Raw genomic sequence first — 24678 nt, 5'->3', positions numbered from 1 at the left:
GGTTCAGCGGCGGCGGATCTTGATGTCGTCCATGCAGGTCGCTTTCCCCGCGACGTCGCGATACGGGTAACCCTTCGCTTCCAGCAGCTCCATGACCTTCAGCTCGGCCTCGTCGAGCACGTCGCGTTCCTCTTCGCCTTGCAGCGTGACGCGATAGGTGAACGCGCCGAGGTGCGCGCTGTAGGTGAACAGGCCCTCCTCGGTGAAGCCGATCGCCTGGTGCCGATCCAGCTCGGCGAGGAGCTTCGCGCGGGTGTCGGCGTCCGGATGGTCGAACTTGCCGTTGACGAGGACGCGGTAGGTCGGCATGCGTTCGAATATACAGACCTGTATCCGGATACGAATCCGAATATCCAATGGGTGTCCATGATCCACGGTCGAGTGAAACGACCGTCACGCACGCAACGGTCGAATCCGACACGCAGATAGTGATCACAAAGGAAGAACGGCCGATCCGGCTCGCTCTCCGTCACGTGAGGAGGAAGCCCATGCGTATCACCATCGCAAGCCGGGCCGGCCTGGTCGGCGCGCTGCTGCTGGCAGGTCTCGGCGCCGGGGTGACACCGGCCGCCGCCGCGAACCCCGCGGGCGTTGCCTCGCTCGGCTCCGCCGCCTTCACCAAGGGCAGCTCGGCGCCGATTTCGATCCCGTCGCTCGCGGACTGCGCGGTCGAGGGACCGACCAGCAACTCGTCCGGGGCCGTGAGCAGGACCGGGATCACGTTCGGTGGCGGCACGTCGACGTGCACGACCACCGTCGTCGACCCCGCGAACGACGTGACCACGACGAAGTCGGAGGCCAAGGGGGAGAACTTCGAACTGTCGGCGCTGGTCTCGTCGAGCGGCCCGCGGATCAAGATCAGGTCGTACTCGGTCAGCTGTACGGCGACCCAGAACAACACGAACGCGAGCTGGACCTACGGCGGCGCGACCGGGATCGGCACCCTGCCGTCACCGGTGCCGGTGGGCTACGTCAAGCCGATCACCAAGTCCAACGGCACCTTGCTCGCCGAAGCGATCTTCAACGAGCAGACGCTGCCGGGTGACGGCAGCATCGGGCTGACCATGCTGCGGATCAAGTTCGCACCGGCGTCGAACATCACCGGCGAAGTGGTCCTCGGGCGCACGGCCTGCTCCCCCACCCCGTAAGCCACCCCTCCGAGAAGGGGCGTCCGCGGCCTTGCACGGGCGCCCCTTTTCTCTTCTGGCTTATATAAGCTTACGCTGATATCTTGGCCGCAACCGAGCCGAGGAGGGCACCGATGGCCGACGTGACCAGCCAGATCGACTCCGTCCAGCGCAAGCTGGGCAAGCGTGTGGTCGAAGCGGGCGAGGCGGTGACGGCGACCGTCAGCCAGGTCTACGACACCGGCATCGACGATCTCTGGAACGCCTGCACCGACCCCGAACGCATCCCGCGGTGGTTCCTGCCGGTCAGCGGCGACCTGCGCGCCGGAGGCAAGTACCAGCTCGAAGGCAACGCGGGCGGGACGATCGAACGCTGCGATCCGCCGAAGAGCTTCGCCGCGACCTGGGAGTACGGCGGCGACGTCAGCTGGATCGAAGTCCGGCTGAGCCCGGAGGCCGACGGACGCACCCGGTTCGAACTCGACCACACCGCCGTCCCGAACGAGCACTGGAACCAGTTCGGGCCAGGTGCCGTCGGCATCGGCTGGGACATGATGCTGAACGGGCTCGCGCTGCACCTCGAATCCGGCGAGGCCGCCGACCCCGAAGCGGCCATGGCCTGGATGACCAGCGAAGAGGGCGTGCGATTCATGACCCTGAGCAACGAAGCCTGGTACGAGGCCGACGTCGCCTCCGGAACCGGCGCGGCCACCGCCCGCACACGTGCCGACGCCACCCTGGCCGCTTACACGGCACCGCCGGAGAGCTGAAGGTCTTCGGCGAGTTCCGGGGTGCGAAGCAGGTCGATGAGCTCGTCGTCCGCCCGGAACACGGCGCGGGCTCCGGGCATCCACGCCTGCCGGAGCATCGCGTGGAGGACGTCGGCGTGCGGCTGGTCGAGCAGGGTCCAGGCCATCGCGCGGCGCTTCGCGTCGTCCCCCAGTTCGCGCGCGGTCCACCAGCCCACGACGAGCGCACTCACCTGGTTGACCGCCGTTTCCCGCCCGCGCGCCAGTTGCGCGCGGTTCAGCCCGCACACCTTGATGGTCTGCTCGCCCTTGTCGGTCAACGCGCGGTAGGTCCCGATCGACAGCACCAGGAACAGGTGGTCCAGCGGGTCTTCGGCGGTCGGGTCGATCAGCAGGCTGTTGCCGTCTTCGTCCACCGGGAACAGGTCGCGTTTGTGGTGGCTGTTGCAGTATTCGCAGGCGAGCACGTGGTTGAGCCAGTCGAACGCGCGCCCCGGATTCCGCGCGATCGGCTCGAAATGGTCCACAGTGGACCCAAGGCTGTCGCCGCAGTACATGCAGTAACCGCGGCCCGCGGCCATGACGTCCAGTCCTGCCCGCAAAGAACGCCGTACGGTACGGGAAACCCGCCAGAGTCGACGCGCCTCTTTGCTGTCACCGGAAGGGATCCGCGCGGTCAGGTCTTCGAGATCGGCCACCACCCGCTCCGGCAGCGCGATCCGGCGGATCCCGATCACCGATCGTCGGCCTCGAACCGCCTGGCCACCTCGTCCACCCGGCTCGGCGGCGAGCTGCTCAGCATGCCGCGCAGGCGCTCCCATTCCCGGACGCCCTTCGCGTCCGCCCGCCCGGAAGCCACCTGGAACTCGAGCTCGGCGAGATGCTCCCGCAGTTCGACCGCCTGCGGCGAATAAGGCGTGTCCAGTCCGAAAAGGTCGGACAGCACGGCGTCGTCCCCGCTGCCGAACACGACCCGCTCGTACAACTCCTCGGAAACCACGCGCGGCGGGACCTGCTCGTCGGGCCCGGAAAGCCGGATGAGGCCGCCGGGGTCGGCTGCCTGGCAGACATAGGGGCTGTGCGTGGTGACGATGAACTGGATCCGCGGGAAATGCGCCTTGAACCACGGCCCCATGCGTTTCTGCCACGACACGTGGAGATGCGCGTCGACCTCGTCGATGATCACGACACCGGGACTCTCGTGATCGAGGCCCGCGACGTCGAGTTGTTTGAGCAGGTCGACCACCAGCGCGGTCACCGTGCGATAGCCGTCGCTCATCTCGCGCAACGGAAACCGGTCGCCGCGATACTCGACCCAGAGCCCGTCCGAGTCGACGTCCCGGATCCGGTAGCCGCCGGGCAGGAGACCGTCACCGAGGATCTCCAGCGCCGTGTCCTTCAGCTCGCGCGCGCCCGCTTTTCCTTCCAGGGCACGGAGATGCTGGTTGATCAGCCAAGTGACCCCCTCGGCGAGCGAGGCGTCTTCGTGGAACAGGCTCGCCATCCGCGCCAGCGACCCCGCTCCCCGCATCCACGACTCGGCCTCACCGCTGCCGCCCGCAAGCCGCCGGAAAGGCCCGTAGGCCGCGCAGAACGGCTGGCCCGGCGGAAGCCCGGAGATCGGCAGCAGACCCGAGTCGAGCCAGCGAACCTCGACCGGCGCGGGCCCCTCCTCGCGCATCACCGACAACTCGATCGACCCGGAAGTCTGGTCCATCGAAATCCAGCTGCCCGCGTCCGACAGCAGCCCCCAGGCCACGTCCGGCGCCGCCGCGACCGCGATGGCCCGCAGCAGCGACGTCTTGCCCGAGCCGTTGCGCCCGGCGAGCACCACCCAGCCGGGGCCGGGCAGCCGGAGGTCGACGGCGCGGGCACCGCTGAAGCCGCGGATGTTCTCCAGCCGGACCCGCTCGATGTACATGGAGAAAGCTTACGACGCGGCGGGCGTCACCTGGGCGTCCGAAAGTGGGTCGCCATCACGAGTTCCATCACAGCGTGTGCCCTGGCGGCGTCCACCACCGAAACGCTCTTCGAGCGGTCCCAGTCGTCGATCCCGCGCTCCTGCTGGGGCGAGATCCTGAGCCGGACATGCCCTACTTTGCCGAGGTCGCCGAGCGGCGAGACGTAGAGGGAGAATTCGCGGTCGTCCTTCGAGCGGAACGTGACACCCGGATTGCCGCTGAAGGAGACCTGATGGTGGTCTTTGTAGATCTTGTTCGGATCCGCGAGCCACTCCCCCGGCGCGCCGCCGTTCGCGGTGGCCCCGGCCTCGATCTGCAGCCGATGCCGTGGCTCGACGAAGTAACAGGAACCCTGCGTGGCGATCGGCTCGAAGTCCTGGCCGAAGGTCTTCTTGACCGCGTCGCGGAACACCGCGCATTCGACGTTCGGGTCGGCGGCGCCGGCAGCGAGGATCAACTCGGCGCCCGTGGGCACCTGCGCGTTTGTGGCCGGATCACAGTTCTCGCCTTTGGTGTTGGAGACCCAGTCGGCGCAAGCCCCGACGCGCTCGTTGTCCTGGCCGCCGGGCGGGTAGACGAGGTCACGGGGAAGTTTCGCGGCTCCGGCGGTGGCGAAGTCGCGGAGGAGTCCGCAGTCCTTGCTCCGGCTCATCCCGAGTTCGAACTTGACCGCCCGCCGGAAGCTGACCGGCACCGTGATCGCACAGCCGCTGACCATGCCCTCACGACGGGTTTCGACCTGGTAAGCCTTCACCCCGCCCAGGTCGACGACAGCTCCGTCGTTCCGGAGCGATGTGTACTGCGGATCCATGTCCTGGACGTAAACGAGGTCTTCGTAACCGTCGCGGTAGAGCGTGCACGTCTTCCTGCCGTCCTTCACCTTGGGCTCGCGCGTGACGGGCCGGGGGTTGCCGCCCTTCCTGCGGTCGTAGGCCGCCAGGTCGATCAGCTCGCAGAAGTCGAGGGCGGCCAACGCCGCGTCGACAGCCTGTTCGTCACGATCGGCGGGACGCGGTTGTTTCGGCTGCCATTTCGGAAACTGCGGTCTCGGCGGGGGTGTATCGACGGAATCCGTACAAGCCGCCAACAGGCTGACAAGCACTGCGCCGAGAATCACTCTTCGGAACTTCATTACGCGGAGTATGCGAATTCAGGGTGTCCACTACCAGGTAGAACCCGATTTCCCTGACCAGGTTCACCTGAACGGTTTTCACGGATAGTCACCAGGTTCATTGACACTATTCAGTGAGGGACGGGACTTTATGCAGTCGGGTTCGCCCTTCCGGGAACCCTGGTAATCTTCCCGGCGTCGGATTACGCAGGGTGCATCGGGGAGACGCGCCTTGTAGCCACGGGAGGGGCATATGACGACGGTGACTTCGGGGCGGCTTCGGCCATTCAGCGGGGATCGGTTCGAGGCGTCAGGGGTGCATGGGCATGCCTGACGGGTCGCCGACTTATGAACCAGGGATTCGCTGGAACGACGCCCTCGGTATCGTCGCCCGGCCCACCGGGGGCTCGTACGGGACGCCTGTCACGGAAGGCGCGGGGTTCAAGTACGACGAGGCGACCCTTCACGAACTGGTGAAGGAGTGGACCGACCTCGCCAAGGAGTACGTGGCCGACCTCAACGATGCGAGGCGGATCGCCAAGGCTCAGCCGCCAGGACAGGAGTATGCGAGCGGCGATAACGCCGGAGTCACTCGACAGTCCGGCTCTGCGCTCATGGAAACCCTTGACCAGCGCATCACTTATTGTCAAAACATGGCCGCCAAGTACATAGCCGCACTCGGTAAGTACGCCACAGCTGAAGACCACGCCGTAACCGTCATCAACCAACAGCCGAAGGGCATCGCCTGATGCGCCGCACCATCCTTCTCGTCAGCGCCATCACGCTTGTCCTCACCGCGTGCTCACCCTCGAACAACGGCACTCCTAACCCGACCACCGGGGCAGCAAACTCGAGCTCGGCGAATCCGGCTTCTGACGTGCCAAGAGTCCAAAACTCGATCGACCTGGCACGGTTCAAACAGGCACCTTGCAACTCGCTAAGTGATCTCCAGGCTGAAGAGCTCCTCGGAGCCCCCACGGATCACAAGGCACGGGACGGCAATGCGGGCCCCGCCTGCATGTGGTCCATCCCGTCCTCTTCCCGGCCGACAGTTGACGTGATCTTCGGCAGGTCACCGGACGGAGGCACCGCAAAGGTCTACGAAGCCAAAGGGAAGGCTTACGAGCTCGTTGAACCGATCGAGCCGATCGATGGGTACCCGTTGACCATCTACGACACAAAGGATGAGCGCACGAGCAAGGGCCGCTGCTCGGTGGCGCTAGGAACCAGCGACACCGAGACGGTCAGCATCTCGCTGGAGCAGTCCGAGGCCAACATCGGCCACAAGGATCCCTGTGATGCAGCGCGCCAAGCGGCAGTCAGGGTGCTCGCCACCATCCGAGGGGGCAATTGATGGCCGCCGAAGGACCGCTCACCGCCGCTCAGATCTACGAGCAGATCACGAAGGGCGACGGCACTGACTCGCTCTCCGATGCTCAGCAAGGTGCCTACAACCTGGCCAAGCGGCATCAAGAGCGCATGCAGCGGCTCACGACGCTCGCCCAGAAGACCGCCTCGGGCTGGCAGGGCGGAGCCAGCGACGCTGCCGTAGCCGCGACGAAGCCACTCGTCGAGGCATCGATGGACGACGCCATGCATCTGGCGCGAGCTCAGAACGCCATCACAGCCCAGATGGACGCGTTCGGGTCCGCGAAGAACTCCGTCAAGCCGGTGCCGCCGCAGCCTCAGCCCACCGCTCAGGACGCGCTCGACCTGATGGCGGGCAAGCCTGTCGGCTACTTCGACAAGTTAAAGAGCTACCGGGACGACAGCCAGCACAACATCGATACCTTCTCGACTTACCACGCGGCCAGCACTTCCAACGGGGACGAGCTGCCCGCCCAGTACGCACAGCTCACCGACCCTGGCGGCAGCGTCACCCTGGACGACGGCGGCTCCGGGAAACCGACGGCGAAGGGGTTCGGCGACGGGTCCGACGGCAGGCGCGATCCCGGTATCGGCGAGCCTTACCGCGGCACGGGCGGGCCGAGTGGGCCGAACGGGCCGGGTACCGGCGCGCCCGGACCGGGGCAGGGCGGCCCCGCCGACAGCGGTCCGCAGCCGGGCCAGGGTCCGCAGCCCGGACAAGGCCCACAACCGGGCCAGCATCTGCCGGGCCAGCAGCCGGGCACGCACCAGCAGCCCGACGACGGCACCCGCGCGAATTCGTACACGCCGCCCCAGACCACACCGGTCGTACCACCGGCGACGAACCTCGACTTCGGGCCGAATGGCAGGCCTCCCGCCTCGTACAACCCGCCCGGCACCTTCCCGCCCGGCTACGGCCCGTTCGGTCCGGGAACCGGAGGGCCAGGGGTCGGCGGGCCAGGAACCGGAGCACCGGGAACGGGCGGCAAGGCGCCCGGAATGGCAGGCGGCGGCTTCCGAGGAGGCGTCCCAGGTGGCACGGCGGGGCAGCCCGGAATGGGTGGCCGGAGCGGCGCCGGGATGCCGGGCGAGGGCGTCGGCGGCAGGGGTACGGCGGGGGCAGCCGGGGCAGCCGGTCGTGGCGGCGCGAACGGGATGCCGATGGGGGCGGGCGCGGGTCGCGGCGGGAAGGGCGAGGAGGACAAGGAGAAGAAGGCTCCGGCCTACCTCCAGAACCCGGATCCGGACGAGACCTTCGGCGGCTACACCGAGAAGCCGATGCCGCCGGTGATCGGCGAGAAGAAGAACTAGCACCACAGTCCCAGGGGAGGGAGACACGTGGTGCTCGCGCGCCCGGTCGAGATCACGCTCGACACTTTGTTGACCGCGTTCCGTCACGCCGGTTGCGGGGATCCGCATCTGATCTTCGCGGGCGGGCTGCGGTATGTGCCGCCGTCGTCGCGGAACGGCGAAGACCGGGCGGCGTTCGAGGAGCTCGGGGGGCTCGGGTTCACCGAGGGCAGGCGGTTGACCAGCGATTTCGAGGACGTGCTGCACGTACTCGACCGGCCGAACACCGAGTACTACGCGACGGTGCGGACGGAGGCGGAGCAGTACAGCGTGCTCGTGGCCGTGCGCGGACGGGCCGCGGTGACGGCGATCTGCGAGGGAAGCCGGGTGTGGCTGAAGGAAGTGCGGACCGCCGATCGCGCGGCGGCGCTCGTGATGAACCTGCCCGAGTACCCGCCGGCGCGGTTCGCGCCGTTCTCCCTGCCTCAGGACGATTTCAAGCTTGACGCCGGAAACGAACTCTACGACGAACCCGAATCGCGAAGCCGCGAAGCGCGGAGGTTGGACGAAGTCTTCGAGCAGCCGTATTTCGGCGTCGGGTTCTTCGCCGCGGCGAAGCGTCCTGACGGGGGAAAACGCACCGAGGCCGTGGACGGCCTGACGTATCTGGACCTCGACACCGGACGGGTCGCCATGCACGTGACCGGTTCGCCCCGGAACCGGTACATCACCGTCCTGCCCGGCGAGCCCACGTTATTGGCCCAGAAGGTGGCCGCCTTGCGGGCCGGCCTCGATCACTGACTCGATCAGGCGCACCGACCGTGCGGGGTCCAGCGCCACTGCGTCCACAGTGGACTGTAGATAGGGTTCGACGTCGGCGGGGCGGTGCAGGAACAGTCCGGATCGCCGATGTTCCAAGTACACCACCGAACGCGCGTCGCCGAATTCCAGCAAAACGTAGGCGCCGCCGGGATGCGCTCCGGCCGCGAAGGGAATGACCCGTACTTGGACGTTGGGGCGTTCGGCCATCGAGACGAGGTGCCGGAGCTGGTTCGCCATCACCCGTGACCCCCCGACCTGACGGTGCAGCGCCCCTTCGTCGATATAGGCGACGACCTTCTTCTGCCGTTCGACAGCCGCGACGGGAGAACCGACAACCCTCGCGTAAGACGGGGTCCGAACCAGGCCAGGCAAGAGCACGGTGCCGAATTCGACGATCTTCACCGCCTCTTTTTCATACTGCGCAAGGGTTTTCCTCTGCAGAGACAAATCCGCGAACCACCAGGGCCCGCTGTCACGTGACAGCGAGAGCAGCACGTCCCGCGTCTCTCCGGTGACCCCGTAGACCGCCAGCAGCGCCGACGCCTCTTCGGCCGACGCCGCCCGCGCGCCGGTCTCGATCCGGCTGATGGTCGGCTGGGACCACGCCAGCTTGTCCGCTACCTCGGTCGCGGCCAGTCTGGCGGCCCTCCGCGCGTCTCGAAGTCCTTCGGCGAGCGCCCTCGCCTGGGGTGTGGGCTTCTGTTTCGGCATCGCCAGCAATCTGCCCGATGCGCCCCGGCAAGTCATTCCCCGAGGTGGGCGACCTCGCGGATCGCAGCCGAAATGGACTGGAAGTCCTTCTTCAGCAGCGCGCCGTGGTTGCTTTCGACCTTCGCGCTCACCTTGATGTTCGGGTTGCGGGCGGTCACGCCGTCGAGGCTGGTCCGGATCTGCTCCTGCTCGTCACCCTTGCTGCCCAAGGAAGTTCCCGAAGCGACGACGTAGCGCGTCTGGACGGTGATGCCGTCGAGCACCGGGCCCAGCTCGGACTCCCGCGAGAGTTTGCCGAGTTCGATGTTGCTTTCCGCCTGCTGTGCGGCGGACATGCGCGGCGCCAGGCCGGTCGGGCGCAGCAGCGGCATGAACAGGTTCAGGCGCTTGAACAGCTTCCGGATCCGCGCCTCCATGGCGTCGTCCAGCCAGTCGTACGGGAAGGCACCGTCGACGAGGACCGTGCCGAGCGTGCGCTCCGGGTTGCGGGCGGCCCAGTGCGCCGCGACGACCGCGCCGTAGGACCAGCCCACCACGACAGCCTTCTCCACTCCGCGGGCCGCGAGAACGGCATCGACGTCGCGGACGGCGGCTTCGAAGGAGTAGTCGGCCGAACGACCGGACTTGCCGCGCGCCCGCTCGTCGAAGGTGATGTGGCGGAAGTCCGTCCCCAGGTCGGCGAGGATCCGCTTCCAGTAGCCCTGGGTCGCGAACTGGCCGTTGAGGTAGACGACCGGGATGCCGGTGCCGCCGGTGTCGGTGACGGCCAGCTGGGTGTCTTCGACCGGGAGCATTCCGGTCCAGGAGGAGGAAGTCATGAGGGAACTATCGCGGCCCGGCCTGACACCATCCTGACGTCGCTCTGACACGAAAAAGCCCCCTCACGACAGCGAGGGGGCCTTCCGCGACAGCAGGACTACTTGAGGGCGAAACCGCCGGAGCCCGCCCAGTCGAGGGCGAACGCCGGGACCAGGCCCAGCACCAGCGTGACGATGACGCCGAGCGTGATCGCCGTCGTGGTGAACGCGCCGGGCACGGTGACGGTCGGGCCGTCGGCGGCCGGCTCGGAGAAGTACATCAGCACGATGACCCGCAGGTAGAAGAACGCGGCGACGGCGCTGAAGATCAGGGCGACGACGACCAGCGGCGCCATCCCGTCGGACAGGGCCGCCGAGAACACCACGAACTTGCCGACGAAACCGCTGGTGAGCGGGATACCGGCCAACGCGAGAAGCAGGAACGTGAACACGCCCGCCAACACCGGAGACCGCTTCGCAAGCCCTGCCCAGGCGGACAGGTGCGTCGCCTCGCCGTTCGAGTCCCGCACCAGCGAGACGACACCGAACGCGGCGAGCGTGGTGAAGCCGTAGGCCAGCAGGTAGAACAGCGTGCTCGACAGGCCTTCCTCGGTCATCGTGATCGCACCGATGAGCAGGAACCCGGCGTGCGCGATGGACGAGTAGGCGATCATGCGCTTCACGTCGGTCTGGGTCAGGCCCAGCACCGCGCCGATCAGCATCGAGAGGATCGCGACGCCCCAGAGCACGCCGCGCCATTCCCAGCTGGTCGATTCGAACGCCACCGAGAACACCCGGAGGATCCCGCCGAACGCGGCGACCTTGGTGCAGGCACCCATGAACGCGGTGACCGGGGTCGGCGCGCCCTGGTAGACGTCCGGGGTCCAAGTGTGGAACGGACCGACCGAACCCTTGAACAGCAGGCCGACCGCGAGCAGCCCGAGCCCGGCGAACAGCAGCGTGTCCGAACGGTCCGAACCGGCGGCCGCGTTGGCGATGTCCGACAGCTTCACGGAGTTCGCGTAGCCGTAGAGCAGCGCGAGACCGTAGAGGAAGAACGCCGACGAGAACGCGCCGAGCAGGAAGTACTTGACCGCGGATTCCTGCGAGAGCAGGCGGCGACGGCGGGCGAGACCGCACATCAGGTACAGCGGCAGGCTCAGCACTTCGAGCGCGATGAACATGGTCAGCAGGTCGTTGGCCGCGACGAACGCCATCATGCCGCCGAGCGCGAACAGCGTCAGCGGGAAGACCTCGGTCTGCATGCCGGTGGTGCCGACCTGCGCGCGGTCCTGGACCGTGCCGGGACGGATACCGGCCTGCGCGACGAACGCGCCGCCCGGTTCGACCGAACGGTCCGCGATCAGCAGGAGCGCGCCGAGCGCCAGCGCCAGCAGGGTGCCCCACAGGAACAGCGACGGCCGGTCGACGGCGATCGCGCCGCTGAAGGTCGTGACACCGTTCTTCGGCGCGGACGAGCTGGCGTACCAGACGAGGAAGACGGCCGCCGCCCCGATCCCGACCAGGGACAGGAAAACCTGCGAAGGCCACCGCATGTGCTTGGGCAGGAAGGCCTCGAACAACACGCTGACACACGCGGCCCCGAGGATGATCAGGATCGGTGTGACGGCGAAGTAGTCGATCGACGGCACCTGCACCGCCGGCGCCTGAGTCAAGAAGTGCACTGTTACTTGCCTCCCTGTACGGACGACATCGTCGCCTGCACCGACGGGGTGATCGTGTCGAGCACCGGCTTGGGATAGAACCCGAGCGCGATGATCAGCACGACCATCGGCGCCAGGATCGCGATCTCCTTGCCGCCGAGGTCCTTGATGGTCTTCTTCGCCCCGAGTTCGGGAGCGATGGCCGTGCCGGGGCCGCCGCCGGCGCCGAGAAGGGCGTCACCGCGGACGGGGCCCTGCATGACGCGCTGGTAGAGCCAGAGCACGTACGCCGCGGCCAGCACCATGCCGACCGTCGCGATGATCGTGTACACCGGATAGTCCACAAAGGACCCCAGCAGCACCAGGAACTCGCTGATGAAGGAGTTCGTGCCGGGCAGGGACAACGTGGACAGACCGGCGATGAGGAGCATCCCGCCGAGCAGCGGGGTCACCTTCGCCATGCCGCCGTAGTCGGAGATCCTGGTGGATCCGCCACGCATCACGATCAGCCCGACGACCACGATCAGCATGCCGGTGGCGAGGCTGTGGTTCAGCATGTACGACACCGAGCCGACCATCGCCTGCTCGTTGAAGGAGAAGATGCCGAGCGCGATGAACCCGAAGTGGGCGATCGACACGTAGGCGATGAACCGCTTCATGTCGCGCTGCCCGGCCGCGAGGATCGACCCGTAGAGGACACCCGCGACGGCGAGCACCAGCACCCACGGCGCGAGTTCCTTGCTGGCCTCGGGGAACATCGGGAGGCAGTACCGCAGGAACCCGAACGTGCCGACCTTGTCCAGCACACCGACCAGCAGCACCGCGACGCCGATGGGCGCCTGGCCCGCGGCGTCCGGCAGCCAGGTGTGGAACGGCACCAAAGGGGCCTTGATCGCGAAGGCGAGGAAGAACCCGAGGAACAGCCAGATCTGAGTGCCTGTCGGGGCGTCGCGGACGACGGTGACGAGCGTGGCCCAGTCGAAGGTGCCCTTGCCGAGCTTGTCCGACGCCAGCGAGTACGCCCCGATCGCCGAGGCCAGCATGATCAGGCCGCCGAGGAACGAGTACAGGAAGAACTTGACCGCCGCGTACTGCCGGTTCGCGCCGCCGTAGCCGCCGATCAGGAAGTACATCGGGATCAGCATGATCTCGAACAGCACGTAGAACAGGAAGACGTCGGTCGCGGCGAACACCGCGATGGTCAGCGCCTCCTGCACCAGGATCAGCGAGAGGAACCCGCCCGCCGAGCGCCCGGCCGGGAGCTTGTCGGTCAGGCCGAGCGCGCCGACCACGATCGGCACCAGCAGGCCGATGACCGCGATCATCACCAGCGCGATGCCGTCGATGCCGAACGAGATGTGGATGCCGAAGTTCGGGATCCAGTCCATCGACGTCTTCTGCTGGATCCGGTCCCCGGCTGGCGCGTAGCTCGCCCACATCGGGATCACCAGCAGGAACGTCAGGATGGACACCACGAGCGCGGTGAGCGTCGCCAGGCGGTCGTTTTTCTTCAGCCCGGCGACGACCGCCGCGCCGAGCAGCGGCAGCAGGATGGATGCGAGAACCCAGGTCATCAGGAGAACCTCACCAGCAGGAGTGCCGCCAGAAGCAGGAATGTGCCGCCCAGCATGGACAGTGCGTACGAGCGGACGAAGCCGGTCTGCAGGCGGCGCAGGCGCCCGGATCCGCCGCCGAGCCCGGCGGCGAGGCCGTTGACCGCGCCGTCGATCCCGCGGTTGTCCACGTAGACCAGCGCGCGGGCGAGCCAGGTGCCCGGACGGGCGACCAGCGTCTCGTTCAGGGTGTTGCCGTAGAGGTCGTTGCGCGCGGCCTTGACCACGGCGGAGACCCGCTCTGGCCGTTCCACCGGAACTTCCTTACGACCGACGAAGAGCCAAGCGGCGAGCGCGCCCACCACGGACAGCGCCACGGTGAGGATCGGGACCAGCGCGTGCGGGATGACACTGTGGCCACCCTCTTCGAGCGGGCCGACCACCGGCGAGAGCCATTCGGCGAACCGGTCACCGAGGGCGAAGAACGCGCCGGCGCCGATCGAACCGATCGCCAGGATGATCATCGGCCACTTCATCACCGCGGGGGACTCGTGCGGGTGGAAGTCGCGGCCGTCGCTGGACTTGATCTCCTTCCAGCGTTCCTTGCCGAAGAAGGTCATCACCATCAGGCGCGTCATGTAGAACGCGGTGAGCCCGGCGCCGAGCAGTGCCGCGCCCCCCATCACCCAGCCGCGCCAGCCGCCCTGGCTCAGCGCCGCTTCGATGATCGCGTCCTTGGTGAAGAAGCCCGAAAGCGGCGGGATGCCGATCAGCGCGAGGTAGCCGAGCGCGAAGGTCCAGAAGGTGACCGGCATGTGTTTGCGCAGCCCGCCGTACTTCCGCATGTCGACCTCGTCGTTCATGCCGTGCATGACCGAACCGGCCCCGAGGAACAGCCCGGCCTTGAAGAAACCGTGCGCCACCAGGTGCATGATGCCGAGCGCGTAGGCGATCGGCCCGAGGCCGACGGCGAGCATCATGTAACCGATCTGGCTGACCGTGGAGTAGGCCAGGACCTTCTTGATGTCGTCGTACGCGCAGCCGATGATGCACCCGATCAGCAGCGTGACCGTACCGACGAGGGTGACGATCAGGCGGCCGTCCGGGGTGGCGTTGAAGATCTCGTGCGCGCGGGCGACCAGGTAGACGCCGGCGGTGACCATCGTCGCGGCGTGGATGAGGGCCGAGACCGGGGTCGGGCCCTCCATCGCGTCCGGGAGCCAGGCCTGCAGCGGGAACTGGCCGGACTTACCGCAGGCGCCCAGCAGCAGCAGGATTGCGATCGCGGTGATGGCTCCGGTCGGGATCTTGTCGATCGCGCCGAAGACCTCGGCGTAGCCGGTGCTCCCGACGTACTTGAACATCAGGAAGATCGCCAGCGCGAGCCCGACGTCACCGACGCGGTTCATCAGGAACGCCTTCTTCGCCGCGGTGGCCGCGGACGGGCGGTCCTGGTACCAGCCGATGAGCAGGTACGACGCGAGGCCGACGCCTTCCCAGCCGAGGTACAGCGTCACGAAGCTGTTGCCCAGCACCAGGATCAGCATCGAGGCGACGAACAGGTTGAGGTAGGCGAAGAACCGCGAGCGGTCGCGGTCCTCGGCCATGTAGCCGATCGAGTAGAAGTGGATCAGCATGCCGACGCCGGTGATCAGCAGCACGAACGTCAGCGAAAGCGCGTCGATCCGGAGCCCGAAGTCGACCTGCAGCGCCGAGACCGGGATCCACGAGAACAGCTTGACGTCCGCGATGGCCTTCGTGTCGGCGGTGAAGAAGAGGATCAGGCCGTACACGAAGGACAGTGAGACGGTCGCGCTGCCGAGGAGGTGTCCCCAGCCCCGTGCTCGTTTACCGGCCAGCAGAAGGATCAGGGCGCCGAGGGCGGGAAAGGCCACCAGCAGCCACGATGATGCGGTCACTCTCGGTGCTCCCTAGTACTTCAGCAGGTTGGTGTCGTCGACCGAGGCCGAGCGCCGGGTGCGGAAGATCGCCATGATGATCGCGAGCCCCACCACGACCTCCGCGGCGGCGACGACCATCACGAAGAACGCCATCACCTGGCCGTCGAGCGACCCGTTGATCCGGGCGAACGTGACCAGCGACAGGTTCGCCGCGTTCAGCATCAGCTCGATGCACATGAACACGACGATCGCGTTGCGGCGCACCAGCACCCCGACCGCGCCGATGGCGAACAGCAGCGCGGACAGGAGCAGGTAGTAGGTCGGGGTCATTCCTCGTCCCCTTCTTTCTTGCCGACGAGCGCGTGGGCGTCCGGGCCCGGTTCCGAGCCGGTCACCTGCTTGCGCTCGTTCTCCAGCTGCGAGGCCGAGGTCGACTCGATGATCTCCGAGAGCGACTCCGGCGCGATCGAGCCGTCCGGCAGCAGCGCCGGGGTGGCGACCGAGTTGGCTGTCGCGAAGACACCGGGGCCGGGCAGCGGAGAAGGCCTGTCGTGCTTGCCGGTGAACCGGTCGACGACGAGTTCCTTCTGCGACTTCTTGCCGCCCTTGGCGTGCCGGTCGGTGAACGCCAGCACCATCGCGCCGAGCGCGGCGGTGATCAGCAGCGCCGAGGTGAGCTCGAACGGGAACAGGTACTTGGTGAAGATCAGCCGTCCCAGCCCGCCGGGGCCGCCGCCGTCGAGGTTCGCCGGGTCGCGCGGCAGCGCCGGGGTGACGTTGGCCAGCGCGCGGGCGAGACCCGCGGCGAGCAGCCCGCCGGTACCGATGCCGAGCAGGGTCGCCATGACCCGCTGCCCGCGCAGCACTTCCACGACCGAGTCCGAGCTCTCCCTGCCGACCAGCATCAGCACGAACAGGAACAGCATCATGATCGCGCCGGTGTAGACGATGATCTGCGTGAAGCCGAGGAACGGCGCCTGCTGGATCATGTACAGCGCGCCGAGGCACAGCATCGTGAGGACCAGCCACAGCGCCGAGTGCACGGCGTTGCGGGAGAAGATCATGCCGAGGCCGCCGAGCAGCGCGAGCGGGCCGAGCACCCAGAACGCGATGGTCTCGCCGGTGGTGATCCCGGCGGAGACGTCCGTCTGCGCGAGGAAAGCCGTGATCACTTGGCCGGCTCCTTCGGCTCAGCCGGCTGCCGGGCGAGTTCCGGGCCGTTGACGTAGTAGTCCTGCTCGTTCTCGCCGAGCCGCATCGGATGCGGCGGCTGCTCCATACCGGGCAGCAGCGGCGCGAGGAGGTCTTCCTTGGTGTAGATCAAATTCTGCCGGTCGTCGTCGGCCAGCTCGTAGAAGTTGATCATCGTCAGTGACCGGGTCGGGCAGGCCTCGACGCACAACCCGCAGCCGATGCAGCGCAGGTAGTTGATCTGGTAGTCGGCGCCGTACCGCTCACCGGGCGAGAAGCGTGCCTCTTCGGTGTTGTCGCCGCCTTCGACGAAGATCGCGTCCGCCGGGCAGGCCCACGCGCACAGCTCGCAGCCGACGCATTTCTCCAGCCCGTCCGGATGCCGGTTGAGCTGGTGCCTGCCGTGATAGCGCGGGGCGGCGGGGGCGCCCGCCTCCGGGTACTCCTCGGTGGCGACCTTCTTGAACATCATGCCGAAGGTGACACCGAAACCCTTGATGGGATCAAACATCCCCATCGCCGGCCTCCCTTCCACTGGAAACCGCCGCGGGCTTGCGCTTGGCAGCACGGGCTTCGGCCTTCTCGATGGCCTTCTGACGCGGAGTCTTGTCCGGAACCTGGAGGTCGAGCGGCGGCACCGGGAACCCGCCGCCGGTCACCGGGACGTAGTCGCCTTCCGGCACCTTCTTGTCCGGCAACAGCATGCTCACGATGACCAGGAAGACGAGGATGGCCCCGCCTCCGATGAGGATCTGCGGCACGGTCAGCCCGCCCTCCTGGCGCCGCAGCGCGCGGACCGTGACGATCACGACGATCCAGACCAGGTTGACCGGCACCAGGACCTTCCAGCCCAGCCGCATGAACTGGTCGTACCGCAGCCGCGGCAGCGTGCCGCGCAGCCAGATGAAGCCGAACAGCAGGATGAACAGCTTCGCGGTGAACCACAGCAGCGGGAGCCAGCCCTGGTTGAGCGCGTGGTCGGCGCCGACGAACGGGAACTTCCAGCCACCGAGGAACAACGTGGTCGCGAACGCCGAAACGATCACCATGTTGACGTACTCGGCGAGGAAGAACATCGCGAACTTCATCGAGCTGTACTCGGTGTGGAAACCGCCGACCAGCTCGGATTCGGCCTCGGGGAGGTCGAACGGGGCGCGGTTGGTCTCACCGACCATGGAGATCAGGTAGATCACGAAACTCGGCAGCAGCAGGTAGAAGTACCAGCCGCTCTGCTGCGACTCGACGATCTGCGAGGTCGACATCGAACCGGCGTAGAGGATCACGCCGACGATGGACAGGCCCATCGCGATCTCGTAGGAGATCACCTGGGCCGCGCTGCGCAGCCCACCGAGCAGCGGGTACGGCGAACCGGAGGACCAGCCGGCCAGCACCAGGCCGTACACGCCGATCGAGGAGCAGGCCAGGATCACCAGCACGCCGACCGGCAGGTCGACCAGCTGGAGCACGGTCTTCTCACCGAAGATCGAGACCACCGGGCCGAACGGGATCGCCGCCAGCGCGATCAGCGCGGGCACCGCCGAGATGACCGGGGCGAGGAAGTACACCTTGCGGTCGGCGGTGTCCGGGATGATCTGTTCCTTGAACGGCAGCTTGATCGCGTCCGCCAGGGACTGCAGGTAGCCGCCGGGGCCGACCCGGTTCGGGCCGGGACGGTTCTGCATCCGGCCGACGGCCTTGCGCTCCCAGACGATCAGGAAGATCGTCAGGATCGGGCCGATCAGCAGGATGACGACCGTCTTGATCAGGATCAGCCACAACGGGTCGTCCGCCAGCAGCGCCGCCCGCTCGGCGGCGTCCGGCATCTGGCTGAGCAACGGAGTCACTTCTCACCTCCGGTGAGCGAAACGGCCGAACCATGTCCGGCCGCGAGCGCGGCGCGGACGGCCGAGCCGTCGGAATTGCCCGGAAGCCACACGACGCCGTCCGGCAGGTCCGCGACCTCGATCGGCAACGTGATGGAACCGCGTTCGGTGGAGACCTTCACGGTGCCGCCCAGGCCTTCGGCGGTCTTCGCCGAGAGCTTCGCGACGATGTCGCGCTGGGTGCCCTTGAGGTGCGGCTCGTCGTCCTGCAGCGAACCGTTGTCGATCAGCTGCCGCCAGGTGGAGAGGAGGACCTTGCCGTCACCCGCGACCGCGGCCGCCGCGGCGACCGGCTCGAAGGTGGCGGGCTCGGTCTTGCCGGGCAGCTTGGCCAGATCGGCTGCCGAAGCGGCCGGGGTCTGGGTGAACAGGTCCGCGTCCATCTCGACGGCGAGGGTGTCGAGCACCCGGCAGTCCGGCAGGGCGCCGGTGCCTTCGAGGGTGACGGCGAACTCGCGGCGGCGGCCTTCCCAGTTCAGGTAGCTGCCCGCCTTCTCGACCGCCGGGGCGATCGGGAGGACGACGTCCGCGTGCTCGGTGACCCCGCCGGTCCGCAGTTCCAGGCTCACCACGAACTTCGCGTTCTCGAGCGCGCGGCGGGCCAGGTCCGGGTCCGGCAGGTCGTCCGGGTCGACGCCGCCGACGAGCAGGCCGTCGAGGTCGTTGCCGGAAGCGGCTTTGAGGATCGCGGTGGTGTCGCGGCCCGCGGCGGCGGGAAGCTCGACGCCCCAAGCCTTTTCGACCTCGGCGCGAGCCGCGGCGTCGGTGACCGAACGGCCGCCGGGCAGGAGCGTCGGCGCCGCGCCCGCCTCCAGTGCACCGCGTTCACCCGCGCGACGCGGGATCCACGCGAGCCGGGCGCCGGTGCGCTCCACCAGCCGGTGCAGGGCCGAGAACAGGCCGGGGACCTCGGCGGCACGTTCGCCGACGAGGATCACCGCGCCCTCCGACGTCAGTGCCTGGTCGACGTCCTGCGCGTGCTGCGCGATGCCGTCGATCGCGGCGGCTTCGCTGCCCGGCGCGCAGGCCAGCAGCTCACCGAAGGTCTTGCGGACCGACGAAGTGGTCCACTGTCCCAAGTGGACGACGCGGGTGCGGTTCTTGCGGGCCGCCTTTCGCAGCCGCAGGAACACGATCGGCGCCTCGTCCTCCGGCTCGAACGCGACGCACAGCACCGTGCGCGCCCGCTCGATCTCGCCGAAGGTGACGCCGCTTTCCGGCGTCGTCCCGACCACGTGCGCGGCGAGGAAGCCCAGTTCCTCGGCCGAATGCGGGCGGGCGCGGAAGTCGATGTCGTTGGTGCCCAAGGCGATCCGCGCGAACTTCGAGTACGCGTAGGCGTCTTCGACAGTCAGCCTGCCGCCGGTCAGCACCGCGGCGCCCTTGCCGTCACGTGCCTTGGCCAGCCCTGCGGCGGCCGCGCGCAGCGCGTCGGTCCAGGAAGCCTCTTCCAGCACACCGTCGGCGTTGCGGATCAGCGGACGGCGGATGCGGTCGTCGGCGGTGGCGTAGCGGAAGCCGAACCGGCCCTTGTCGCAGAGCCACTCTTCGTTGACCTCGGGGTCGTCGCCCGCGAGCTTCCGCATGACCTTGCCGCGGCGGAAGTCGGTCCGCTCGGCACAGCCGGACGAGCAGTGCTCGCAGACGCTCGGCGAGGACACCAGGTCGAACGGCCGCGAACGGAACCGGTACGCGGCCGACGTCAGCGCGCCGACCGGGCAGATCTGGATGACGTTGCCGGAGAAGTACGACTGGAACGGGTCACCCGACGTCGTGCGGGAGGCCAGGTCCAGCACGTCGGCGGTCTCGGCGGTGCCGATCTGCTGGTGGGCGCCGCGTTCGAGGAGTTCGATGAACGGGTCGCCGGCGATCTCGCGGGAGAACCGGGTGCAGCGCTGGCAGAGCACGCAGCGCTCCCGGTCCAGGAGCACCTGTGAGGAGATCGGCAGCGGCTTCGCGAACGTCCGCTTCGTGTCGACGAAGCGGGATTCCGCGCGGCCGTGCGCGAGCGCCTGGTTCTGCAGCGGGCACTCGCCGCCCTTGTCGCAGATCGGGCAGTCCAGCGGGTGGTTGATGAGCAGCAGCTCCATCACGCCCTGCTGGGCCTTGTCCGCGACGGCCGAGGTCAGCTGGGTCTTCACGACCATGCCGTCGGCGACCGTCATGGTGCACGAGGCCTGCGGCTTCGGCATCGGACGGCCGCCCATTTCGACCTCGACCAGGCACTGGCGGCAGGCGCCAGCCGGGTCGAGCAGCGGGTGGTCGCAGAAGCGCGGGATGACCGTGCCGAGCCGTTCGGCGGTGCGGATCAGCAGCTCGCCCTTGGGCGCGATGACCGTTTCACCGTCGATGACCAGCTTGACGTGGCCCTCGGGAACCGGAATGTCCTCTGTGGACGTTTCGGGCTTGTCGGGTGCGATCGTCATGCCTGCGCCCCCACCAATTCGCGCTTGTTTGCTTGACACAAAGCCAGGAACTCGTCCCGGAAGTACTTGATCCCGCTCTGGATCGGCGAGACCGCGCCGTCGCCGAGGGCGCAGAACGAGCGGCCGAGGATGTTGTCGCAGACGTCGAGGAGGGTGTCGATGTCCTCTTCGGTGCCCTTGCCCTCGACCATGCGCTCCAGGATCTGCGCCAGCCAGTACGTGCCCTCGCGACACGGCGTGCACTTGCCGCAGGACTCGTGCTCGTAGAACTGTGTCCACTTCATCACGGCCCACGGCACGGAAACGGTCTCGTTGAAGACCTGCACGGCCGTCGTGCCCAGCATCGACCCGGCTTCCGCCGCGCCCTCGAAGTCCAGCGGAACATCGAGGTGTTCCTTGGTGAACATCGGCGTGGACGAACCACCCGGCGTCCAGAACTTCAGCGGGACGCCGTCCTTCATGCCGCCCGCCATGTCCAGCAGCTCGCGCAGCGTGGTGCCGAGCGGGCATTCGTACTGGCCGGGGTTCTCGACGTGGCCGGAGATCGAGTAGATCTTCGGGCCGGGCGACTTCTCGCGGCCCATCTGGCGGAACCAGTCCGAGCCGCCGTTGATGATGTACGGCGCGCTGGCGATGGTCTCGACGTTGTTGACCGTGGTCGGCGCCGCGTAGAGACCGGCGGCGGCCGGGAACGGCGGCTTGAGCCGCGGCTGGCCGCGACGGCCTTCCAGCGAGTCGAGCAGCGCCGTCTCCTCGCCGCAGATGTACGCCCCGGCACCCGCGTGCACGGTGATGTCGAGGTCGAATCCGGAGTCGAGGATGTTCTTGCCGAGGTAGCCCGCGTCGTAGGCCTCGCGCACGGCCGCGTTGAGGCGGCGGATGCAGTGCAGCGCCTCGCCGCGGACGTAGATGAAGCAGTGGTGCGAGCGCATCGCGTACGAGGCGATGACGCAGCCCTCGATCAGCGAGTGCGGGTCCGCCATCATCAGCGGGATGTCCTTGCAGGTGCCCGGCTCGCCCTCGTCGGCGTTGATCACCAGGTAGTGCGGCTTGTCCTCGTTCGGCGGCATGAAGGACCACTTGATGCCGGCCGGGAAGCCCGCGCCGCCCCGGCCGCGGAGGCCGGAGTCCTTGACCAGCTGGACGATCTGCTCGGGAGTGGCCTTGAGAGCCTTGCGGATCGCGGTGTAGCCCTCAAGGGCTTCGTAGGACTGGATCGTCCAGGAGTTGGGCGAAAGCCAGCGCTTCGTGAGGACCGGAGTGATGGGGTCTGCCATTACTTCTTCTCCACTTCCGGGAGGGCCACGTCCTTCATGGCGGGCGCGGTCCAGCCGCGGTCTTGCGCGACCTGCGCGCCCCGCAGGGTCTCGACGGCCTGCGAAGGACCGTCGACGTCCGTGCGGTACTGCTGCGCGTCCTCCGGGAAGAACCCGGCGAGCTGCAGTTCGGCGCCCTTGAAGTCCGACAGCGGCGCGCCGCGCGTCGGGGCGGGCTTCTTGCCGGCCTGCAACGCGTCGACCAGCGCGACGGCCTTGTCCTCGGTCTGGTTGTCGAAGTACTCGTAGTTGACCTGGATGACCGGGGCGAGGTCACAGGCCGCGAGGCATTCGGCGTGTTCGAGGGTGATCGAGCCGGGCTCGTTCGGCGTGCCCGCGGTCTCGTTGTGCCCCAGCGGCTTCTCCTCGGAACCGAGGTGCGTCTGGAGCTTCTTGTAGATCGCGTCGCCGCCCATGGCCGCGCAGAGGGTGTTGGTGCAGACGCTCACCAGGTGCTCGCCGCACGGGCGGCGCTTGTACATGGTGTAGAACGTCGCGACCGCGCTGACCTCGGCGTCGGACAGGTCCAGGTTGCTCGCGCAGAAGGCGATGCCCTCCTGGCTCACGTAACCCTGCACCGACTGCACCAGGTGCAGCATCGGCAGCAGCGCCGACCTCGACTGCGGGTACCGCGAGATCAGGTCCTGCGCCTTGGCGACGATGTCGTCGTCGAAGATCACTTCAGGTGCTGCGGTCATCGGTCCACTCCCCCCATGACGGGGTCAATCGAGGCGATCGCGGCGATGACGTCCGCCACGAGCCCGCCTTCGGCCATCGCCGGCATCGACTGCAGGTTCACGAAACTCGGTTCGCGCACGTGGACCCGCAGCGGCCTGGTGCCGCCGTCGGAGACCAGGTGCACCCCGAGCTCGCCGCGCGGCGATTCGACCGCCGTGTAGGTCTGGCCCGGCGGGACCTTGAAGCCCTCGGTGACCAGCTTGAAGTGATGGATCAGCGATTCCATCGACTGGCCCATGATCTTGCGGACGTGCTCCAGCGAGTTGCCCATGCCGTCGCTGCCGAGCGAGAGCTGCGCGGGCCAGGCGACCTTCTTGTCCTCGACCATGACCGGGCCCGGCTCGAGCTTCTTCAGGCACTGCTTGATGATCCGCAGGCTCTGGTGCATCTCCTCGACCCGGATCAGGTACCGCGCCCAGCAGTCCGCGTCGGTCGAGGTCGGGATGTCGAACTCGAACTCGTCGTAGCGGGAGTACGGCTCGGTCTTGCGCATGTCCCACGGGAGACCCGCGCTGCGCAGCACCGGACCGGTGACACCGAGCGCGAGGCACGCGTCGACCGGCAGGTATCCGACGCCCTTGAGCCGGTTGCGCCAGATCGGCTGACCGGTGAAGAGCTTGTCGTACAAGGGAAGCCGCTCGTCCATCGTCTTGACGAACGCGCTGACGACCTCTTGGTAGTCGTCCGGCATGTCCTGCGCGAGACCACCGGGGCGGATGAACGCGTGGTTCATCCGGAGACCGGTGAGGTGCTCCAGCAGGTGCAGAACCTCTTCGCGCTCACGGAAACCGAGCGTCATCGCCGTGGTGGCACCGAGTTCCATCCCGCCGGTGGCGATGTAGACCAGATGCGAGCCGATGCGGTTGATCTCCAGCAGCATCACGCGCAGCAGCTCGGCCCGGCGCGGGGCCTGGATGCCGAGCAGCTTTTCGACGCCGAGGCAGTACGAGAGTTCGGTGGAGAGCGGCGCGAGGTAGTCCATGCGCGTCACGAAGGTGACGCCCTGGGTCCACGTGCGGTACTCGCAGTTCTTCTCGATCCCGGTGTGCAGGTAGCCGATGACCGAGCGGAGCTGGGTGACGGTCTCGCCCTCCATCTCCAGCACGAGCCGGAGCACGCCGTGCGTCGACGGGTGCTGCGGGCCCATGTTGATGACCATGCGCTCGTCGTGGCGGGAGTCCTCGATGAGGTCTTCCCAGTCACCGCCGGAAACGGTGTAGACGCGGCCTTCGGTGGTGTCGCGCGAGTCGGCTTCGGGGAGTTCCGTTGCTTCTGCTGCGTTCTCGCTGATGCTCACGAGTAAGACCTCCGCTGGTCCGGCGGCGGGATCTCCGCGCCCTTGTATTCGACCGGGATCCCGCCGAGCGGGTAGTCCTTGCGCTGGGGGTGACCGTCCCAGTCGTCCGGCATGAGGATGCGGGTGAGCGCCGGGTGCCCGTCGTAGACGATGCCGAACATGTCCCAGGTTTCCCGCTCCTGCCAGTCTGCGGTCGGGTACAGCCCGACCAGCGACGGGACGTGCGGGTCTTCGATGTCGAGGGTGACTTCCAGCCGGATGCGGCGGCGGTAGGTCATCGACGTGAAGTGGTAGACCGAGTGCAGCCGCTGCGGGACGTCCACGCCGTAGTCGACGCCGGAGACCGAGCTCAGCAGCTCGAAGCGGAGACCGGTGTCGTCGCGCAGGGTCCTGGCGATCTCGACGAGGTGCTCGCGGGCGACGTAGAAGGTGATCTCGCCGCGGTCGACCGTGGTCTGCAGGATCGCGTTCGCCGGAACCTTGTTGTCCGCCAAGGCCGCGTAGAACTCGTCGGCGAATTCGTCGAACCAGCCGCCGTACGGGCGCTCCGCCGGGGGCGGGCTGTACGCGGGGAGACGGACGCCGCCGTAGCCGGAGGTGTCACCGGTGCCGCGCACGCCGAACATGCCCTGGCGCTCTTTACCGGTGACGACCGGCTCGGCCGGGCGGGCACCCTGCGGTTCGAGACCGCCTTCGGGCCTGTCCGCGCTCGACTGCTCGCCGCCGGTCTCGGGGACTTCGGGAGTGTTGGCTGTGTTGTCGTCGGGCACGTC

Annotated in this window: 24 protein-coding genes; 6 read left to right on the top strand and 18 right to left on the bottom strand. The window is 67.8% G+C overall.

Annotation, left to right across the window (positions count from 1 at the left end; all coding sequences use genetic code 11):
- Positions 1–3: 3 nt before the first annotated feature.
- Complete coding sequence (locus AMYAL_RS0120725) at positions 4–309, bottom strand: DUF6204 family protein (RefSeq protein WP_020633209.1); 306 nt, start codon at positions 307–309, stop codon at positions 4–6.
- A gap of 179 nt (positions 310–488) precedes the next feature.
- Between AMYAL_RS0120725 and AMYAL_RS0120720 the strand changes: the two genes are divergently transcribed.
- A complete protein-coding gene (locus AMYAL_RS0120720; protein WP_020633208.1) occupies positions 489–1148 on the top strand; it encodes a hypothetical protein in 660 nt (219 codons plus the stop codon).
- A gap of 113 nt (positions 1149–1261) precedes the next feature.
- Complete coding sequence (locus AMYAL_RS0120715; protein ID WP_020633207.1) at positions 1262–1897, top strand: SRPBCC family protein; 636 nt, start codon at positions 1262–1264, stop codon at positions 1895–1897.
- Here the strand turns inward: AMYAL_RS0120715 and AMYAL_RS0120710 are convergent.
- From AMYAL_RS0120710 to AMYAL_RS0120700, 3 genes are read right to left on the bottom strand one after another with little or no spacing between them, the layout of a single operon-like run.
- Positions 1873–2613, bottom strand: coding sequence for an HNH endonuclease (locus AMYAL_RS0120710; RefSeq protein WP_020633206.1), 741 nt, complete (start codon positions 2611–2613; stop codon positions 1873–1875). The two genes, AMYAL_RS0120715 and AMYAL_RS0120710, sit on opposite strands and share 25 nt — an antisense overlap.
- Positions 2610–3797, bottom strand: coding sequence for an AAA family ATPase (locus AMYAL_RS0120705; protein WP_020633205.1), 1188 nt, complete (start codon positions 3795–3797; stop codon positions 2610–2612). Before AMYAL_RS0120705 ends, AMYAL_RS0120710 begins: the two co-directional genes overlap by 4 nt.
- 26 nt (positions 3798–3823) lie before the next feature.
- On the bottom strand, positions 3824–4969 hold the full coding sequence (locus AMYAL_RS0120700) for a hypothetical protein (protein WP_245192978.1): 1146 nt from the start codon (positions 4967–4969) through the stop codon (positions 3824–3826).
- A 305-nt stretch (positions 4970–5274) separates the two neighbouring features.
- On the opposite strand from AMYAL_RS0120700, the gene AMYAL_RS0120695 reads away from it, so the two are divergent.
- Genes AMYAL_RS0120695 through AMYAL_RS0120680 form a run of 4 tightly spaced genes read left to right on the top strand, consistent with a single transcriptional unit; the run spans position 5275 to position 8407 of the window.
- The gene (locus AMYAL_RS0120695; RefSeq protein WP_039795627.1) at positions 5275–5697 is read left to right on the top strand and encodes a hypothetical protein; all 423 of its coding nucleotides are present in this window, start codon (positions 5275–5277) and stop codon (positions 5695–5697) included.
- A complete protein-coding gene (locus AMYAL_RS0120690; protein WP_084702140.1) occupies positions 5697–6302 on the top strand; it encodes a DUF3558 domain-containing protein in 606 nt (201 codons plus the stop codon). Before AMYAL_RS0120695 ends, AMYAL_RS0120690 begins: the two co-directional genes overlap by 1 nt.
- Positions 6302–7627, top strand: coding sequence for a PPE domain-containing protein (locus AMYAL_RS0120685; protein WP_020633201.1), 1326 nt, complete (start codon positions 6302–6304; stop codon positions 7625–7627). The genes AMYAL_RS0120690 and AMYAL_RS0120685 overlap by 1 nt, the downstream gene beginning before the upstream one ends.
- A gap of 27 nt (positions 7628–7654) precedes the next feature.
- The gene (locus AMYAL_RS0120680; protein WP_020633200.1) at positions 7655–8407 is read left to right on the top strand and encodes an ESX secretion-associated protein EspG; all 753 of its coding nucleotides are present in this window, start codon (positions 7655–7657) and stop codon (positions 8405–8407) included.
- On the opposite strand, the gene AMYAL_RS0120675 is transcribed toward AMYAL_RS0120680, so the two are convergent.
- The 14 genes from AMYAL_RS0120675 to AMYAL_RS0120610 all read right to left on the bottom strand — a co-directional run bounded on the left by AMYAL_RS0120675 (position 8360) and on the right by AMYAL_RS0120610 (position 24675).
- A complete protein-coding gene (locus tag AMYAL_RS0120675) occupies positions 8360–9139 on the bottom strand; it encodes a DUF5753 domain-containing protein (protein ID WP_020633199.1) in 780 nt (259 codons plus the stop codon). The genes AMYAL_RS0120680 and AMYAL_RS0120675 overlap by 48 nt on opposite strands.
- A gap of 32 nt (positions 9140–9171) precedes the next feature.
- On the bottom strand, positions 9172–9957 hold the full coding sequence (locus AMYAL_RS0120670) for an alpha/beta fold hydrolase (protein WP_020633198.1): 786 nt from the start codon (positions 9955–9957) through the stop codon (positions 9172–9174).
- Positions 9958–10055: 98 nt separating this feature from the next.
- Positions 10056–11621 (bottom strand): NADH-quinone oxidoreductase subunit NuoN, encoded by a 1566-nt coding sequence (nuoN, locus tag AMYAL_RS0120665; protein ID WP_020633197.1) that lies wholly within the window; start codon positions 11619–11621, stop codon positions 10056–10058.
- A 2-nt stretch (positions 11622–11623) separates the two neighbouring features.
- Complete coding sequence (locus tag AMYAL_RS0120660) at positions 11624–13174, bottom strand: NADH-quinone oxidoreductase subunit M (RefSeq protein ID WP_020633196.1); 1551 nt, start codon at positions 13172–13174, stop codon at positions 11624–11626.
- Complete coding sequence (gene nuoL, locus AMYAL_RS0120655; protein ID WP_020633195.1) at positions 13174–15072, bottom strand: NADH-quinone oxidoreductase subunit L; 1899 nt, start codon at positions 15070–15072, stop codon at positions 13174–13176. The genes AMYAL_RS0120660 and nuoL overlap by 1 nt, the downstream gene beginning before the upstream one ends.
- Positions 15073–15084: 12 nt before the next feature.
- Positions 15085–15384, bottom strand: coding sequence for an NADH-quinone oxidoreductase subunit NuoK (nuoK, locus tag AMYAL_RS0120650; protein ID WP_005151882.1), 300 nt, complete (start codon positions 15382–15384; stop codon positions 15085–15087).
- The gene (locus tag AMYAL_RS0120645) at positions 15381–16226 is read right to left on the bottom strand and encodes an NADH-quinone oxidoreductase subunit J (protein ID WP_020633194.1); all 846 of its coding nucleotides are present in this window, start codon (positions 16224–16226) and stop codon (positions 15381–15383) included. The genes nuoK and AMYAL_RS0120645 overlap by 4 nt, the downstream gene beginning before the upstream one ends.
- Entirely contained in the window at positions 16223–16762 is a 540-nt protein-coding gene (gene nuoI / locus AMYAL_RS0120640; protein WP_020633193.1) for an NADH-quinone oxidoreductase subunit NuoI, read from the bottom strand. The genes AMYAL_RS0120645 and nuoI overlap by 4 nt, the downstream gene beginning before the upstream one ends.
- On the bottom strand, positions 16749–18089 hold the full coding sequence (gene nuoH, locus AMYAL_RS0120635) for an NADH-quinone oxidoreductase subunit NuoH (protein WP_020633192.1): 1341 nt from the start codon (positions 18087–18089) through the stop codon (positions 16749–16751). Before nuoH ends, nuoI begins: the two co-directional genes overlap by 14 nt.
- The gene (locus tag AMYAL_RS0120630; protein ID WP_020633191.1) at positions 18086–20554 is read right to left on the bottom strand and encodes an NADH-quinone oxidoreductase subunit G; all 2469 of its coding nucleotides are present in this window, start codon (positions 20552–20554) and stop codon (positions 18086–18088) included. Before AMYAL_RS0120630 ends, nuoH begins: the two co-directional genes overlap by 4 nt.
- On the bottom strand, positions 20551–21831 hold the full coding sequence (nuoF, locus tag AMYAL_RS0120625) for an NADH-quinone oxidoreductase subunit NuoF (protein WP_020633190.1): 1281 nt from the start codon (positions 21829–21831) through the stop codon (positions 20551–20553). The genes AMYAL_RS0120630 and nuoF overlap by 4 nt, the downstream gene beginning before the upstream one ends.
- Positions 21831–22568, bottom strand: a complete 738-nt coding sequence (nuoE, locus tag AMYAL_RS0120620; protein ID WP_026467282.1) for an NADH-quinone oxidoreductase subunit NuoE — start codon at positions 22566–22568, stop codon at positions 21831–21833. Before nuoE ends, nuoF begins: the two co-directional genes overlap by 1 nt.
- Positions 22565–23905, bottom strand: a complete 1341-nt coding sequence (locus AMYAL_RS0120615; RefSeq protein ID WP_020633188.1) for an NADH-quinone oxidoreductase subunit D — start codon at positions 23903–23905, stop codon at positions 22565–22567. The genes nuoE and AMYAL_RS0120615 overlap by 4 nt, the downstream gene beginning before the upstream one ends.
- On the bottom strand, positions 23902–24675 hold the full coding sequence (locus AMYAL_RS0120610; RefSeq protein ID WP_026467281.1) for an NADH-quinone oxidoreductase subunit C: 774 nt from the start codon (positions 24673–24675) through the stop codon (positions 23902–23904). The genes AMYAL_RS0120615 and AMYAL_RS0120610 overlap by 4 nt, the downstream gene beginning before the upstream one ends.
- Between the last annotated feature and the right edge of the window lie 3 nt (positions 24676–24678).

Source organism: Amycolatopsis alba DSM 44262 (assembly GCF_000384215.1).
Taxonomy (GTDB): Bacteria; Actinomycetota; Actinomycetes; order Mycobacteriales; family Pseudonocardiaceae; genus Amycolatopsis; species Amycolatopsis alba.
This window is presented reverse-complemented; position numbering and strand designations above follow the sequence as displayed.

What these genes read in the sequence shown, in the direction of transcription:
- nuoI (WP_020633193.1), bottom strand. Translation starts at nt 16,762, where the DNA reads ATGGGGATGTTTGATCCCATCAAGGGTTTCGGTGTCACCTTCGGCATG.
- nuoF (WP_020633190.1), bottom strand. Translation starts at nt 21,831, where the DNA reads ATGGCAGACCCCATCACTCCGGTCCTCACGAAGCGCTGGCTTTCGCCC.
- AMYAL_RS0120670 (WP_020633198.1), bottom strand. Translation starts at nt 9,957, where the DNA reads ATGACTTCCTCCTCCTGGACCGGAATGCTCCCGGTCGAAGACACCCAG.
- AMYAL_RS0120685 (WP_020633201.1), top strand. Translation starts at nt 6,302, where the DNA reads ATGGCCGCCGAAGGACCGCTCACCGCCGCTCAGATCTACGAGCAGATC.
- AMYAL_RS0120700 (WP_245192978.1), bottom strand. Translation starts at nt 4,969, where the DNA reads ATGAAGTTCCGAAGAGTGATTCTCGGCGCAGTGCTTGTCAGCCTGTTG.
- AMYAL_RS0120630 (WP_020633191.1), bottom strand. Translation starts at nt 20,554, where the DNA reads ATGACGATCGCACCCGACAAGCCCGAAACGTCCACAGAGGACATTCCG.
- AMYAL_RS0120675 (WP_020633199.1), bottom strand. Translation starts at nt 9,139, where the DNA reads ATGCCGAAACAGAAGCCCACACCCCAGGCGAGGGCGCTCGCCGAAGGA.
- AMYAL_RS0120715 (WP_020633207.1), top strand. Translation starts at nt 1,262, where the DNA reads ATGGCCGACGTGACCAGCCAGATCGACTCCGTCCAGCGCAAGCTGGGC.
- AMYAL_RS0120720 (WP_020633208.1), top strand. Translation starts at nt 489, where the DNA reads ATGCGTATCACCATCGCAAGCCGGGCCGGCCTGGTCGGCGCGCTGCTG.
- AMYAL_RS0120690 (WP_084702140.1), top strand. Translation starts at nt 5,697, where the DNA reads ATGCGCCGCACCATCCTTCTCGTCAGCGCCATCACGCTTGTCCTCACC.
- AMYAL_RS0120695 (WP_039795627.1), top strand. Translation starts at nt 5,275, where the DNA reads ATGCCTGACGGGTCGCCGACTTATGAACCAGGGATTCGCTGGAACGAC.
- AMYAL_RS0120705 (WP_020633205.1), bottom strand. Translation starts at nt 3,797, where the DNA reads ATGTACATCGAGCGGGTCCGGCTGGAGAACATCCGCGGCTTCAGCGGT.
- nuoK (WP_005151882.1), bottom strand. Translation starts at nt 15,384, where the DNA reads ATGACCCCGACCTACTACCTGCTCCTGTCCGCGCTGCTGTTCGCCATC.
- AMYAL_RS0120660 (WP_020633196.1), bottom strand. Translation starts at nt 13,174, where the DNA reads ATGACCTGGGTTCTCGCATCCATCCTGCTGCCGCTGCTCGGCGCGGCG.
- nuoE (WP_026467282.1), bottom strand. Translation starts at nt 22,568, where the DNA reads ATGACCGCAGCACCTGAAGTGATCTTCGACGACGACATCGTCGCCAAG.
- AMYAL_RS0120725 (WP_020633209.1), bottom strand. Translation starts at nt 309, where the DNA reads ATGCCGACCTACCGCGTCCTCGTCAACGGCAAGTTCGACCATCCGGAC.